12 protein-coding genes are annotated in these 15322 nt (G+C 51.6%); 2 read left to right on the forward strand and 10 right to left on the reverse strand.

Annotated features, from left to right (window positions below; all coding sequences use genetic code 11):
- Window positions 1-22: 22 nt before the first annotated feature.
- The 5 genes from A7K98_RS11390 to A7K98_RS11410 all read right to left on the reverse strand — a co-directional run bounded on the left by A7K98_RS11390 (window position 23) and on the right by A7K98_RS11410 (window position 3713).
- Window positions 23-736, reverse strand: coding sequence for an ArsR/SmtB family transcription factor (locus tag A7K98_RS11390; protein WP_087488666.1), 714 nt, complete (start codon window positions 734-736; stop codon window positions 23-25).
- A complete protein-coding gene (locus A7K98_RS11395; protein WP_087488667.1) occupies window positions 736-1119 on the reverse strand; it encodes an amino acid-binding protein in 384 nt (127 codons plus the stop codon). The genes A7K98_RS11390 and A7K98_RS11395 overlap by 1 nt, the downstream gene beginning before the upstream one ends.
- On the reverse strand, window positions 1112-1435 hold the full coding sequence (locus tag A7K98_RS11400; RefSeq protein WP_087488668.1) for an antibiotic biosynthesis monooxygenase family protein: 324 nt from the start codon (window positions 1433-1435) through the stop codon (window positions 1112-1114). Before A7K98_RS11400 ends, A7K98_RS11395 begins: the two co-directional genes overlap by 8 nt.
- 85 nt (window positions 1436-1520) lie before the next feature.
- Window positions 1521-2681: an MFS transporter gene (locus A7K98_RS11405; protein ID WP_232461531.1), complete on the reverse strand. Its 1161-nt coding sequence runs from the start codon at window positions 2679-2681 to the stop codon at window positions 1521-1523.
- Window positions 2682-2789: 108 nt separating this feature from the next.
- The gene (locus tag A7K98_RS11410; protein WP_087488670.1) at window positions 2790-3713 is read right to left on the reverse strand and encodes a LysR family transcriptional regulator; all 924 of its coding nucleotides are present in this window, start codon (window positions 3711-3713) and stop codon (window positions 2790-2792) included.
- 445 nt (window positions 3714-4158) lie between these two features.
- Here A7K98_RS11410 and A7K98_RS11420 point away from each other — a divergent pair, with 445 nt between their 5' ends.
- Window positions 4159-5973, forward strand: a complete 1815-nt coding sequence (locus A7K98_RS11420) for a toxin-antitoxin system YwqK family antitoxin (RefSeq protein ID WP_087488672.1) — start codon at window positions 4159-4161, stop codon at window positions 5971-5973.
- A gap of 57 nt (window positions 5974-6030) precedes the next feature.
- On the opposite strand, the gene A7K98_RS11425 is transcribed toward A7K98_RS11420, so the two are convergent.
- Window positions 6031-6987 carry a nucleoside hydrolase gene (locus A7K98_RS11425; protein WP_087488673.1) on the reverse strand — a complete coding sequence of 319 codons (957 nt, stop codon included), beginning with the start codon at window positions 6985-6987 and terminating at the stop codon, window positions 6031-6033.
- A 44-nt stretch (window positions 6988-7031) separates the two neighbouring features.
- A complete protein-coding gene (locus tag A7K98_RS11430) occupies window positions 7032-8420 on the reverse strand; it encodes an MFS transporter (protein ID WP_157665929.1) in 1389 nt (462 codons plus the stop codon).
- Between the two features lie 130 nt (window positions 8421-8550).
- Here A7K98_RS11430 and A7K98_RS11435 point away from each other — a divergent pair, with 130 nt between their 5' ends.
- Complete coding sequence (locus tag A7K98_RS11435) at window positions 8551-9336, forward strand: GntR family transcriptional regulator (protein WP_087488675.1); 786 nt, start codon at window positions 8551-8553, stop codon at window positions 9334-9336.
- A gap of 174 nt (window positions 9337-9510) precedes the next feature.
- Here the strand turns inward: A7K98_RS11435 and katG are convergent, their stop codons facing one another.
- The 3 genes from katG to A7K98_RS11450 form a co-directional block, all read right to left on the reverse strand.
- The gene (gene katG / locus A7K98_RS11440) at window positions 9511-11712 is read right to left on the reverse strand and encodes a catalase/peroxidase HPI (RefSeq protein ID WP_087488676.1); all 2202 of its coding nucleotides are present in this window, start codon (window positions 11710-11712) and stop codon (window positions 9511-9513) included.
- 184 nt (window positions 11713-11896) lie between these two features.
- The gene (locus A7K98_RS11445; RefSeq protein WP_198361103.1) at window positions 11897-13045 is read right to left on the reverse strand and encodes a succinylglutamate desuccinylase/aspartoacylase family protein; all 1149 of its coding nucleotides are present in this window, start codon (window positions 13043-13045) and stop codon (window positions 11897-11899) included.
- Between the two features lie 94 nt (window positions 13046-13139).
- Window positions 13140-15317: a cyanophycinase gene (locus A7K98_RS11450; RefSeq protein ID WP_198361104.1), complete on the reverse strand. Its 2178-nt coding sequence runs from the start codon at window positions 15315-15317 to the stop codon at window positions 13140-13142.
- Between the last annotated feature and the right edge of the window lie 5 nt (window positions 15318-15322).

A 15322-nucleotide genomic window follows, 5' to 3' on the forward strand; every position in this document is an offset into this window, starting at 1 on the left:
ACAGCTATTGCTCATCACCGGATTATACGGCGATACCGAAAATGCGCTTTACAGCCTTTTTGCCCTGTGGAGTGAAAGTCACTTCCCGGTAACCGGTCGTCCGGGTTACCCACTGATTTTGCAGCATCACAGATAATAACTGCGCCCCGGCATTTCCGCCCAGGTGGAAACGTCGTTCACTCCAGTCCAGACAGGCACAAGCCTCTTTTCGCCTGTGATTTGAGATTCCGTTTATCCCCATGAGTAAAAACTTCTCTTTACCCGTGGCAGACAAACATTCACTTTCCGGGCTTATCCACTGTTCAGCCTGCATAACATCATAGATCTCTACAGCGACTTCACCGGCCAGATGATCATAACAGGTGCGTGCCTTACGTAAATTTGCAGGAGTGCTGATCACCCTTGTCTTCACCGGTGCGGCAGAAAGCCCCATCAGTGTTTCCAGCAGACCCGCCACCTCTTCACCCGATAAGCGGTAATAACGATGACGCCCCTGAGACAGACAGGTAATAAGCCTGTTTTGTTGCAGTCTGGCCAGATGAGCGCTGGCAGTTGAGGGAGCAATACCGGCGACCACACTGAGTTCGGTCGCGGTCCACGCCCGGCCATCCATCAATGCACATAACATGCTGACCCGTGAAGGGTCAGCCATCGCGGCAGCAATTTCCGACACAGGCCGCAGCAGAGGATTTTCATCCTCCGGCAACGCAGACACCTGTGAATTTGTTCTACCCATTACACGCTCCAGCGGGTCGTCAGTTCGGCCGCCAGTTCATCATTGTCCGTCATCAGGATCAAGTGATTGCTGTGATCACTGTACTGAGTCACAATATTGATATTATGCTCCGCCAGCACCCCGGCTATTTCCCCCAGTTCACCACACCTTGTCTGACTCAGTTTTCTGATCAGAGGGGCCTTTACCTGCCTCACCTGTAAGCCAGCATTGCTAAGGATATCAGCGGCCTGCCTGCCCTCTGCCACCAGAAAATGGGCATGGCATTCCTGTCCGACAGTAAACACCCCGCCCCCTTCAATTCCGATATTCCCCTGTCCCAGCAACTGCCCCAGGCGCGACAGTTCACCGGGTTGATCCGCCAGTACTACCCAAATGTCATACATGGCTGACCTCACTTCCGGCAGAAGAATACTCACGAACCACAGTGGCCACTTTGATGCTGTAATGGGAAAAAATAGTTTGTCGCCCTTCGCTCTGCGCAGCCTGATGCCGCAGATGAGATTTCCATTCCTGCACTGCCTGTTCGTTCTCCCACCATGACAGAGAAAGAATTTTTCCGGGATTAGTCAGACTCTGAAAGCGCTCAATAGCAATAAATCCCTGAATGTTATCCAGTTCTGGTCTGAGTTCAGCCGCCAGTTGAAGGTAGCGTTGTTGATGTTCCGGGCGTGCATCGGCTTCAAATAGTACAGCAATCATGGTCGTCTCCTTTAGTTTGACGACGCTATTCTGACAACTCTGACCCGTGATGCTTCGTTGCATAACGAAATATGGAATATAAGTATCACCGGAATCTGCGTTTCTGCCGTCCCGAACTGACCATGCAGCACAGAGCAATCATAAGCCCTGCACCTGAAAGAAGAGCTCCTGCAAGATTCGGTGAAGCAAGCCCAAAGCCAGCGTCAATGGCCTTCCCTCCAAGTACGACTCCGCCCGCAGCGCCAAGGTTAAATGCTGAAATATTGGCTGCTGACGCCAGTGCAGATGCACCTTGTGCTTTTTTCATTACATACATCTGCAAAGGAGGAATAGTACCAAATCCAACGGCACCCAGCATAAAGACGTTAACCACTGCCATCCATCGAATATGCAATGTAAAATAAAACAACACCAGTAACGCTACCAGAGATGTTAGCAACACCAGTATAACCGGCTCCGGACGATGATTAGCGAATCTTGCAGAGACCAGATTTCCAGACACTAATCCAAGGCCATATACCACGAGAATCAGACTCAAATTCGTGGTGCTAAATCCACTGATTTCGGTCATCATCGGCGATATATAGGCGAAAGAAGCCAGTAAACCACTGAATCCGGTAGCAGTAATTAACAGTGCCAGCCAAACTTCAGCCCGCCGAAATACCGCCAGTTCTCTGCTCAGGCTTTGCTGACCCGGGGACTGGTCAGGTAATAGCCAAAACAGTCCCGCAAACCCTATACCACCCAACAGAGCGATTACCTGAAATGCAGAACGCCAGCCATAGTGTTGACCCAGCCAGGTGCCAGCCGGAACCCCCAGAACATTAGCCAGAGTCAGCCCGGTAAACATCAGTGCAATGGCGCTGGCTTGCTTATCTGCGGCAACCACACTGGCTGCCACAACAGCACCAATACCAAAAAATGCCCCATGACAGCATGCTGCAAGCACTCTGCCCGCCATCAGCATCTCCAGGTTGCCAGACAGAGATGAAATAATATTGCCCGTAATAAACAGCACTAACAGCAACAACAGGGTATGTTTCCTGTTAGCCCGGGCAGACAGCAAAGTGAGCAATGGAGCACTGATAACCACCCCCAGCGCATAGCCTGAAGTCATCATTCCGGCACGGGTAATCGAAATCTGCAGATCAGCGGCAATGGTTTGTAATAATCCGGTAGTTACGAATTCTGCTGTACCAATAGCAAAGGCACTGACGGCCAGTGCGAATAACGACAGAGGCATCATATGATCCTGTAAATATAATGGAGGAACAGATAATGCCTGTACGTCAGTATCTTAGCGAACGATGTTCCGGAATATAACCTGTGACAGAATGTCACAATGTTCTGCCATTCAGAGATTTCCGTCATACATTAGTGACAGTTTCTGACGACAAAAAGTAATCAGAAACTCGGAAAAAACATTGAGTCGTGCAGGCGAACCACGGTAGCTGGTACGAATGAGCCACAAACTACTGACTGATTCTTGCCATTCGGGTATCAGACGGATCAGTTGACCGCTCTGCAGGTAGTTATTAATGCTCCAGCTTTCTCTCAGCGCAATCCCCTGTCCCTGCAGGGCCCAGGTTAACAATGTCGTGCCGTCATCAGTCATCAACATTTTTTTCGGCCTGACTGACTGAACTTCGCCGTTTTCCTGGTGTTCCAGTGACCAGAGCGCAGATGGATAGCCGGGATAACCAAAAGTCACTGCCGGTAGCCGGGCTAAATCAGTCATATCCAGCGGAACCGCAAAACCTGACAACAAGTCAGGCGCGCACACCACCACCCTATGCTGGTCAAAAATTTTTCGGGCAATTAAACGTGAGTCGGTTAGTTCTGCAGAACGGATGGCAATATCGGTAGCGGAGGCATACAGGTCAACGATCCTGTCACAACTTTCCAGCGAAAAACTGACTTCAGGATGCATTTTTCTAAACGCATCTATGGCAGGTATCAGAAAGCAATGATTAAAAGTTGACGGACTGCTGATAGAGATTGAGCCTGACAGACTGTTCAGTCCATGCTCCGCGATCAGCTTCGCCTGATTAAAACTTTCTAAACCGGTTTTGAAATGTTCATAAATCTCAAGCCCGGCTACGGTGACACGAATTTTTCGGGTACTACGTTCAAATAAAGTAATACACAGTGACTGTTCCAGCCTTTTTATCTGTTTACTGACTGCCCCGGCCGTAACATTCATGACCCGTGCCGCACCGGTAAAGTCTCCGCATTCCACAACCCGCACAAATGCTTCAATATCATCCAGGTTTTTCATTGCTTTATCCCCGTCAATAAGCCAGTTGTAAATTGCTGGTTTTCATCTGAATATCGCAGGATATTCACTGGCTGAATCATTTCCGGAGTACAATACCTCCATGCCACAGGCACAATCAATATTATGCAGCCAGACTGAATCTGCCACTGGCGGTGAAATTCCCCAAAAAATCACAGAAAATATTTGCCGGTTAAAATACCGGGGCTTTTGCGCTATTTCCGCAATTTGTCTGTTGTTCGGGAGAAAATACCAGAAACAGGCAGAGTTTATTTGCGATGGAAATTAATGTCTTTTCAGCATAACCAATATTTATTCTGTGTGGTCTGCCGAATTAAAATCAGAATTTACCGGTAATTCATGAGGTTGAAATATCCTCTTTAATAAGACAGGATGATGCTAAATGTAAATAAAACCAACAGTGTTTCAGAATCAGACACGGTAAATTATGACCCTCAAGCCCGCAATTTATATCCTGTCCGCCGCCCTGTTGTCACCGGTCGCTATGGCAGAAACCAAAAGTATTAACAGTGAATTTGAGCCGGTAAAACAAGGCGAGGATGCCGCATGGTTACTGGACTGGCCAGTGGCCACCAGCGGAAAATTCACTCTGCGTTATCCTAATAATCAGCCCTATATTCAGGCAACCTTTAAAGACCTCCATGCCACGGACCTGCTGGCCAGCGATAATATGACCGGCAAATATAAGATGTTCTACCCTGACGGTAAGCTTAAAAAACAGGGAGAATGGGATCAGGACGGCGATTCGATCGGTATGGAAACCAGCTGGCGTGAAAACGGTAAGCCGGAAGAAGTCCGACGTTATCCTGAACCAGGCTGGTCTGTGCTCGAAAAAACCTGGTATCAGAATGGACAGCTCAGCTATGAGGGTCTGGGTTTTGACGGAAATAAATATCGGCAGTCCAGATACTATTATCCGGACGGCAGGCTGAAGCGCAGTGTGTACCAGAAAACGCAGCAACAGGTTGTCCGGCAATACGAAGATAGTTTCGACCAAAATGGCAAACTCGCCACCCGCGTTGAATCCTACGGCACTGACCCACAACTGACTCTGACTTACGGTCCTGATGGCCAGTTACAGGAAAAAGAAACCCTGCAGATTGCCGCACATCGCAGCATCAAAGAGTCCTTTGACAGTCATGGCAAACTGACGGGTCTGCAACAAAACCGCACCGATGGGGACTATGCCAAAGACGGACCACAAATTGATACCTACGATGACCACACCACTTACTCTTCCTGGAGCAACGGCAGGCAGCAGGGAGAGGAAAAAACGGTGCGTGACGGCAGAGTGATTCGCTACCAGACCTATCGTGATGGAAAAGAGAATGGTCCCGGATTTAGTATTGATGATGATAAAAAACAGGCAGTTTTTTTCAGTTACAAGGCGGGAGAAATCAGCGACAAAATCTATAGTGTCGGGCTGGACTACCTTAGTTTCGATAGCCAGGGGATGCCAAAAGTTACCCTGCCGTTCCATGCAGAAAAACGGGAACTACCCGCACCGGGTAACGTCTGGGAATACAGTTCCGACGGAAAACACAGTAGTGTGCTGACACTGGTCAGCAGCGATAATCAGACGGCAACCTGGCGTGTCGGTGACAGTGAGTTCAAAGAACGACTTAACAGTTACAGCCAGATATTACCTACACAACCTGCGACTGACAGGCAGTTACTTAATTTTCCGCTCACCTTAGGCAAAACCTGGCATACCCGCTATCAGATGCCGGTACACGTCAACCGTGGCAACGGGCTATCATGGCAATACACCTATCACGCCAGCGCCGACTCCAGGATTACCGGTATTGCTAAGTTAACCGTTGCAGGGGGTAGTTTTGATACGGTCATCATCACCCGGCATATTCACTGGAGCAAAACGAACCCACAGTTTTCCGGCCCCGGGGCGAGCGAGACCCATTGTCAAAGTAAAGAGTGTCGGGTGTCCGGCTATACTTTCGAGACCCTGTGGTATGCCCCGTCTGTAGGTCGTGCAGTGATGAAAGCTGTAGCTATTAATGGAATGTCAGACGTGTGGGCCAATGATGACCACTCGATATTACAGGATCCAAACGCGCTAATATCCGAACTGACCTGGTACGGTAAACAAGCCGCTCCGCAGGACCCGGCCTCTGATAGTAAATATGCTCATACGTTACCCGACAGTGCATTTATCCGGGGGTTTCCATTAATGATGAATAATACCGCTGAATTCGCGATGATTCACCACCCGGTAATTGAATAAACGGCGGAGAATGTTATATGCGCTTAGCCTTAGCGGTTAAGCGCATGTTGGTCTGCCTTATACCGAAAGTAATTTTTCAGTCAGTCGCGGAGCCAGTTGCTGGTCGTAGTCCAGTACGACTGTACAGTTAGCATCAGCCTGTGGTGGAAAACCGTTATATTTGCCCCGTAAATCGCATATTGTCTGACCTCGTGAAGGGCCGTGGGTGTCATCAATCACTACCCGCACTTTTGGCGCCAGACACCCTTCCAGTCCCTCAACAGCAAACCAGGCAGCGGCCGGATCATGTAAAGCGCAAGCTTTACGCCCCAGTTTATCTTCATAGAATCTGATATACAGAGTCAGCATTTCGCCAATGGCTCTGGCGAATGGCCGGTCAGAATCCAAAAGTTGCTGATGATGTTGCTGTTCGAGAACCTGTCGCATGGTGAGATCCAGCGGCACCATCACAATATTATCCAGTGCCTGAAATACCTGTGCAGCGGCTTCCGGATCCTCAGCAATATTGGCTTCTGCCACCGGCGAGCGGTTACCTGGTGCATTCGCTGCGCCCCCCATAATGGTCACCCGGGCTAATAACCCGGGCAGTGCCGGTTCCAGCAGTAATGCCCGGGCCAGATTAGTTAGCGGGCCGGTTGCCAGAATATGCAGTTCTCCGGGATATTGCCGGGCCAGTGAGACCAGCAACTCTGCGGCACTTTGCGCTTCAGGTTGCCGGGCCGCCGTAGTCAGCTCAACATCCCCGATACCATTATTGCCATGAATATGCTGACAACAGCTCACAAAGGTGCCGTATAACGGATCAGGGTTCCCCATTGCTACCGGAATATCACTTACTCCTGCCAGATTAAGCAGATTCAGTGTATTACGTGCCCCGGAGACCACATCAGTATTACCGCAGACCGTACCAATACCCACGATATCGACTTTTTGTTTTTCGGCCAGCAGATAACCGAGCGCCATAGCGTCATCAATGCCGGTATCACAGTCAAAGTAGAGCTTTATCGGTTGCATTTTTTACCTTTCATTTTACAGGAGCCCGCGACGACCAGAGCTGGTTAGGCGTCACGCATTTTCAGCATAAAGCCGCTGATCACCGCCAGAGCAGTCAGACCGGTGCTGATCATCAAACCATGGGTGAATCCCTGCAGGGTGCCACTGCCGATATGGGCGGCAATCAGGCCAATCCCCAGCCCTGCCCCTAAGCCAAAGGATGCGCCATTAACAGCAGTCAGTGATGATGGCGCTTCTTTGGGTGACAACAGGACACTCAGCCCGCTGATACAGCTTAGCACTACACCATAATAGGTAATGCCCAGCAGGGCTAATCCGACAATCAGCACCGGCTTGTTCACCGGATTCAGGGTAATGATCACCATCAGGATCAGGCATAGCACCAGACCGGTACGGAAGGTTTTTATCCAGCCGATTTTACCGGCCAGCCAACCGGCTGGCGGCGCGGAAACAAAGCCCATCAGTGCCGGAGGTGTCAGGAACAATAATGATGACATAGCCGCACTCATCCCCAGCCCGGCATGGGTATCCTGGGAAATCAGTATGATGGCAAAACCAATAACCGAAAAGACGCCAGCCAGTATCAGTATCGTCGTGGTGATTACCGGCCAGAAATGACGGGTGAAAAAGTGATCGATCGGTACCAGCGGAGTCTTCCGGCGTTTTTCAATGGCGCCGAACACCAGAATGGCTGCTACAAACAGTACCAGATACAGCAATGCACTGGCACTAAACCAGCCGACGGACGATCCTTTATTCAGATACATATTGATAAAAACAATGCTGACTGAAAGCACTGCCGCACCCCACCAGTCCATGCTTCCCCGGGTATCGCCCGGGATATCTTTCGGCAGCAGTGTGATTACAGCCAGTAATGCCAGCACACACACCGCCAGGGTGATGATAAAAATTGACTGATAACCGTAGTTGTCACTTAACAATCCTCCGATATAGCCATCAACCCCGCCAACACCGCCGTTAACTGCGGTGATCACCCCGATAGCCGTACCGAATAACCGACGGTTGATTTTCTGATGCAGTAGCAAATAGGAGAGCTGGAAAGTAGCACTGCTGGCTCCCTGTAACACTCGTCCCAGCAGCATCGTGTAATAGTCATGAGTGACCGCACTGAGCAGCGTTCCTGCGCTGCACAACAACATCACCACTATCAGCATCCTGCGCCGTCCGAAGAAATCACTGAACCGGCTGAGTACTACTCCGCAAATCGAACCCGACAGGAAAAACAGTGACGACACCTGAGAAATATCAGCCAGGCTAACGTGAATTTGTGCTGCCATCTCAGGTAATGCCGGAGAAATCATCGAGCAGTTAAGCTGAAATGCCAGTATTGCCAGCATCAGTGCTGCCACCAGCATTGCTGCACTTTTCCCTTCCAGACCACCGGAGTCCGGTGATACCGCCACAGAGTTCATAAAATTTCCTGTCATAGTTGTAATAAACCACATGTTATACCTGCTGGTATAATATCTTACAAATGGGTTTTACTTATCCGTGCGATGTCCTACTATTTCGCCTATTGTCTTGTCCGGAAAACCGCTCAATATGCCTGATATCACAGATTTTCTCAGTTCCCCGTTACCTGACAGTGCTGGTCAGCCATTACGGGTGATCATTTATTCAAGGCTTTCGGAAGCGATTCGCGGTGGCTTATTACCACCCGGATCCATGCTGCCTAAAGAAAGTGAGTTGGGTACGATGCTGGGAGTCAGCCGTACCGTGGTGCGGGAAGCTCTGATGTTGCTGGAAGAGGACGGGTTGCTGCTGACCAGGCGAGGAATTGGCCGGTTTGTCAGCAGTGTACTTCCCACTCCAGGGCTTGAAAATCTGTTACCTCCGGAAAAACTACTCAGCAACAGCCACAGTAAGATCAGCCTGAAACGTATAGATAACCGGCTACAAAAGCCATCAGACCTGACTCACGAGTTACTGCATATCAGCAAAAATGACGACAGCTGGTTTTGTGAAAGCCTGGTCTATCGCGACGAAAGCGTGATAGCGCTGGTTCAGGAACATCTGCCCGCCGGGGAAGCTCTTGACGCGGTAGACCCTCGCATTGCCCGGGCATTGTCGGACCCGCAACAACAGCATCTTTCGGTGCATGCCCTGCTTCTGACACTTACAGCTACAGCTCCGGGCCCCGGCTTATGTACTGTGCAGGCAGCAATTCCGGGCACTGATCGCGGTCAGAAACTGGGGATTGACCCAAACGCGCCGGTCATGGTGCAAACCCAGACATTTATGTACCAGGGTAACCCTTTCTATCTGGCAAAAATCATCATTACTCCGGGCAATCCTTTACGCATCAATCAGCCAGCCACGGGCCTGTAATCTTTTGCCGGTCAGCCCGCGGAAAGGTCAACGTTTTATACTATCAGGGATGATGAAATCCGGACCGGCGTGAGCGGTGAAACCAGCACCGCTGCTTCACCGCTCACCTTCCTCGCCGGTCATACACAGTGGCAGACGGGGAAGAAAATCATCTGATACTCTGTTATGCAGTTATCAGAGATCGAACCGGTCGAGATTCATCACTTTAGTCCATGCCTTGACGAAATCCCGGACAAATTTAGCGTTGGCATCCGCACTTGCGTAAACCTCAGCATTTGCCCGTAATACCGGATGGGAACCAAAGATCAGATCAGCACGACTGGCCTGGTATTTGACTTCGCCACTGACACGGTCGCGACCGTTAAACAATTCGGCAGTGGCATCTGTCGCCTGCCATTCAGTCCGCATATCCAGTAATTTCACAAAGAAGCTGTTATCCAGCAGCCCCGGAACATCACTAAATACCCCTGCCTTCCCACCGTCGAAATTCGCGCCCAGCGCCCGCATTCCGCCAATAAGCAGTGTAAGTTCAGGAACCGTCAGGGTCAGCTGCTGTGCTTTATCAATCAGTAAATCTTCGGTCCGTGAAGTTGCCTGACTGTCACGATAATTGCGGAACCCATCGGCTTCAGGACGCAGGAATTCGAAAGATTCAATATCTGTCTGCTGCTGGCTGGCATCCACACGTCCTGCGGTAAACGGCACTTCTACCGCATATCCGCTGTCTGCTATCGCGGTTTCCAGTCCCACCACACCGGCCAGTACAATGATATCAGCCAGCGAAGCCACCGACAGTTCGCGCTGAATGTTTTCCAGTACCGGCAGTACACCGGCAGCCACGGCATTCACCGGCCACTGGCGCTGTGGCAATAATGCCAGTCTTGCGCCATTGGCACCGCCGCGTTTATCACCGCCACGGAAGGTAGACGCTGAAGCCCAGGCCACATTCACCAGTTCAGCCACCGACAGTCCGGACGCTTTAATCCGCTGTTTCAGAGTTCGGATATCTTCCAGCGACGGATGGTACTTCGCCACCGGCAACGGGTCCTGCCAGATTAAATCTTCTGAAGGAACTTCCGGGCCAAAATAGCGGGATTTCGGCCCCATATCGCGATGCGTCAGCTTAAACCATGCTCTGGCAAAGGCTTCATTAAATGATTGCGGATCATTCAGGAAGCGCCGTGAAATTTTTTCAAATTCCGGGTCAAAACGCAGAGTCAGGTCAGTCACCAGCATCGTCGGTTTACGCTTAACCTCCGGATGGAATGGATCCGGAATCGATGCAGGGGCATCCGCGGCCTCAAACTGAATCGCACCTGCCGGGCTCCGGGTCTGAACCCACTGATAGTTGAACAGGTTTTCGAAGAAGTAGTGGCTCCACTGAGTTGGCGTTTGTGTCCAGATAACTTCCAGGCCTGAAGTAATGGCATCAGCCCCGGCACCGCTCTGGTAATCTGAAGCCCAGCCCAGTCCCTGTGATTCGATAGGGGCTGCCTGCGGATCTGCACCCACATGGCTGGCAGGGCCTGCACCGTGAGTTTTACCCAGGGTATGCCCTCCGGCAATCAGCGCAACAATCTCTTCATCGTTCATTCCCATATTGCCAAACGTGGCACGGATAGCCGGAGCGGCTGAAGCAGGGTCACCGCTATGCTCAGGACCTTCCGGGTTCACATAGATCAGGCCCATTTCGGTGGCCCCTAACGGTGAACCGGCCAGGGTTTCCGGATGACGATGAGCAAGCCAGGTTTTTTCCTCACCCCAGTTCACATCCAGATCGGCTTCCCAGACATCCTCACGACCAGCGGCAAAACCAAAGGTGCGAAATCCGGAATTTTCCAGCGCAACGTTACCCGCCAGAATATAGAGATCGGCCCATGAAATTTTCTGTCCGTACTGCTGTTTTACCGGCCAAAGCAGGCGCCGGGCTTTATCCAGGCTGACGTTATCCGGCCAGGAATTAAGGGGAGCAAAACGTTGCTGGCCTCGCCCTGAACCACCCCGACCGTCCACAGAACGGTAAGTACCCGCACTGTGCCAGGCCATACGGATAAACAACCCGATATAACTGCCCCAGTCTGCCGGCCACCATGACTGCGAATCCGTCAGTAGTTTTCTGAGATCAGCTTTCAGTGCGTAATAATCCAGGCTGGCAAATTCACGGCGGTAATCAAAGTCTTCGCCCAGTGGGTTGGAACGTGAAGAGTGTTGATTCAGTAAATCCACCCGCAGTTGCGCAGGCCACCAGTCACTATTACGGGTACCGCCACCAGCGACTTTATTCGTTTTGCCGTGTGGAAAAGGACATTTAGCCGCGCCTGACTCAGGCTCAGCGGCAGAAAAGGTGTTGTTATTCTGATCTTCGGAACGACTCATTGCTCTACCCCTTATAATATTTACCGGAGTTACCTTACCGTGAAGTTGCCTGAACGACTATCTGACGGATTCTATCTCTTTGATAGCTATTACCTTACCAGCCTGGTGCAAATAAGCCGGAGGTTGACGGGGAGAATTGAAACAGCGTGTCCCGGGCAAACGCCGGGAGCACGCATTGGCAGGATTAATCGCTTAACAGTAAGCCCTGACGGTCGTCCAGGGGTTCAGTTCCGGCAACTTTGCCGATAATTTTACCAGGCCAGGCATAGGTCTGGCTGTGACGGGCAAACAGTACCCCGTCGGTCTCAGCCAGTACTTCTGCGCTGCCATTCAGTGGATCGATAATTGTGGCGATCAGTTCGCCCTTTTTCACCGTATCCCCCAGCCGCAGATGATATGCCACCAGACCTGCCTGCGGCGCTTTTACCTGTGACATTGCCGCCAGAGGGGTCGCTTCACAACGCAATGCCGGAAGCGCCGATGCCTCAGGCCCGCTGATAACGCCGCGACGTTCGAGCAACCGGTAGAGCGCGGCGGCCTGATCCTGTGCCTGACGGATATCTACATCATCATTGCTGCCAAGTTCCAGGGTTGTCGCCAGACAGGCCGGAGGAATAGGGTTACCCGGGAAACGTTCCGCCAGTTGCCACCAGGGTGCGCTACAGGCTTCATCAAACGGATTTCCACCGGACAGATCGGCCAGTAATATCGCCCGTGCATCCAGTTCGGCGGCAATATCGCTGGCATCCGGCCACAGTGCCGGGCCGGTATACATATGTACCAGCGCCTGGTTATCTGCATGTAAATCAAATACCAGGTCGGCGTCATAAGCCAGAGTCAGCAGTGTATGACGCAGGCTGTCAATGGCAGTTTCAGGGGTTATCTCTGCTAATGCTGCGGACATTTCAGCCCGAATCAGCGCAATATTTTCCTGTGCATCCGCCCCTAACTTATCCGCCAGTTTTTCCCCGACAGCGGCCGCCAGATCAGGAAAATCACGGTTAAAATTACTACCGGTTTCGCTTTCATAGCGACCATTCAGAAACCCCTGATGGTGCTGAGTCAGCCCCAGAGGGTTTGCCTGAGGTAATAGCACAATTTCTCCGGTCAGCTTACCCCGTTGTTGGGCCTGTTCCAGCATTGGCAACAGATAGTGTAAAGCCAGCATGCCCGGAAACTCATCGGCGTGTAATCCGGCCTGCAGATAAGCTTTTGGCCTGGCACCCTGCTCACCAAACCGGTAAGCAGTCACCACATGTTCGGTACCTGATTCAAGTGCCACCAGCGGGTACTGGCTGGCGGTTACGGCGGTTTGATCATCATTGTTCATCATAAATTCCTGCGCTGTAAGACTGCTGGCTGATTTCGCGGTAATATGCCGAAACCTGAATAAAAATCATCGAATCTGTGGCTGTCTCCGGCAATGATTAGCCATGTTTATCCCGCAGACTTTCAATATCCAGTATTCCCTGACCACTGCCGGTGGATTGATAACGGAGTTGTATGGGGCCTCGTTTTGCATAACTGCTTCTGCCATCATCTCCGCAATCCTGAATCAGATCTGCGGTAAGCTGACTGAGCGTCTCATCTGCCTTTTCTACCGGCTGCTGGCGCAACACGGTTCCGGTATTCAGATTGATAACATCGCCGGGCAATGCGAAGGTCAGCTGATTGCCACTGGCAATAAACTCATCCGCCTGCAGGGTAATCTGCGAACGGTTAGTTTCTACCAGCACAACCCCTTTGGCGCCAATCACCGTCAGCAGTGAGTTATCGTGGCTGGTAATAAAACCGCTGTCATCACAGATACCCAGCCCGTAATGCACGCCTTCCTCAGCACAGGCCACCACCAGACGCCCGAGTCGCCCGGCAGAAATAAGGTTCTGATCAACCACGCCAACCCCAAACAACCCCAGTCCTTCCTGAATGACCAGACCGCGACGGCCCATATCTGAGGCAATACCAAAGCGCATTGCTTCATAGGAACTGCCGCCGGCAATCATAAATCCGGATAACGCCGCTGCCGCACCGCTGACCGCAATAATTGTGGCCCCGGCGGCATACGCCTGCACTATAGCCTGCAAAATCGGCGTCACTTCACCGCGATGTAATAAGGCTTCTGCCAGCCGAATCTGATTGCCGCCGGTCAGCAGAATTGTCTTCAAAGAAGCAATCTGCGCGACCAGTTCAGGATCAAGACCAATACGCTCGATGTTGTCGATAGTGACCCGTAAATCCACACTGGCAATTCCATGTTCTTCCAGCCGTCTGACATAACGTGCTGCCTCGCTGCGCGGTTCTGAGGAGGCTGCCGCAATAATGCCCACCGGCCCTGAGCAGGCATTCAACACCTCATCCAGCAACGGAGAGTCGTAAGCCAGCGGTGTGGAACCGAGCAGTATCATTCGCGAATCTACCTGCGGCTCAATGCCATAATCACGCGCCAGCGCACGATAATGGCTAGCGGTGAGCTGGGATGCATTTAACCGGAAGTGGTTCAGACTGGCACGGTAACCAATGGCCGTCATGCGTAATTCGTTATTTTTTATGGAGATAAGTGACTGAGAACTCCCGTCGAGGCGTTCAAATCCAACGCTGGTTGCCTCTCCACGGTTGGGATCGATCGCGCTGGCGCTGTCACTCTGGTAGCTTGTCGGGTCACCCAGTACCAGACGAGCCAGCAGGTCGTAAAGTGTGTAGGCGCCAAACACATTACGCAGTGAACGGGCCGGGGCGCGATATGCCACATCGGCATGAGAGACTGCGATTTTTGAAGGATGAGGTAGTGCCTGCAGCGTATCAAGCAGTAACCGGTCCCCATTGTCCAGATAACTGAAGCTGATATTTTCTGCGGTCCCGGCAGCGATATCATAACTGGCGTGTTGCATATCAATCACAAAAACGCCGTATTCTCCCACCACGCTGGCTTCATTGCCCTGGATAAACAGTGCAGTATTCTCGTCAACACCAAAACCTGTGGTGACCCCGCTGTTCATCATCGCAATCACCAGCCGGCCAAAACGTCCGCGCTTGATAAAGTGCTGATCGATAATACCGTGGCTGAAAAAGCCCAGCCCTTTACCCAGCAGCATTCCGGGCTGATCCTCATGCGGTATAATCCCGTAGGTAACCGCTTCCAGAGAGGTGCCGCCAACTATCATGGTGTCGGACATCATCGCCGCTCCGGCACTGGAGCCTGCCACCAGCCCGCCGGCGGCGTAGACTTCTCGAATACTCGCCAGTACCGGACTTTCCTCACCGTTCGGTGCCAGGGCTTCTGTAATAAAAACCTGATTGCCACCGGTAAAAAATACACTGCCGTAGTCACGAATTAACGCGACGGTTTCCGGCGAATGTGCTGCCTGAGCAGCCTGCTCACCGAACACCGGCGCCAGAACCGCATCAAAGCCATGAGCTCTGAAAACGGCCAGCGTTTCCTCGCCCACCGCTTCCGGCTCGGAAGAGGCTGTAGGAAACACCACAATTCTCCCGCCGGAACAGAGATGCATCTGCTGATAAACGGCGGCATTATCATCTTCCAGCCTGCCGCCGATTACCGCCAGTTTTGGTCTCTGATTTTTTTCTGAAGTCACGCAATTAGTCATAAATA

The sequence above is a fragment of the Tatumella citrea genome (assembly GCF_002163585.1).
In the GTDB taxonomy this organism is placed as follows: Bacteria; Pseudomonadota; Gammaproteobacteria; order Enterobacterales; family Enterobacteriaceae; genus Tatumella; species Tatumella citrea.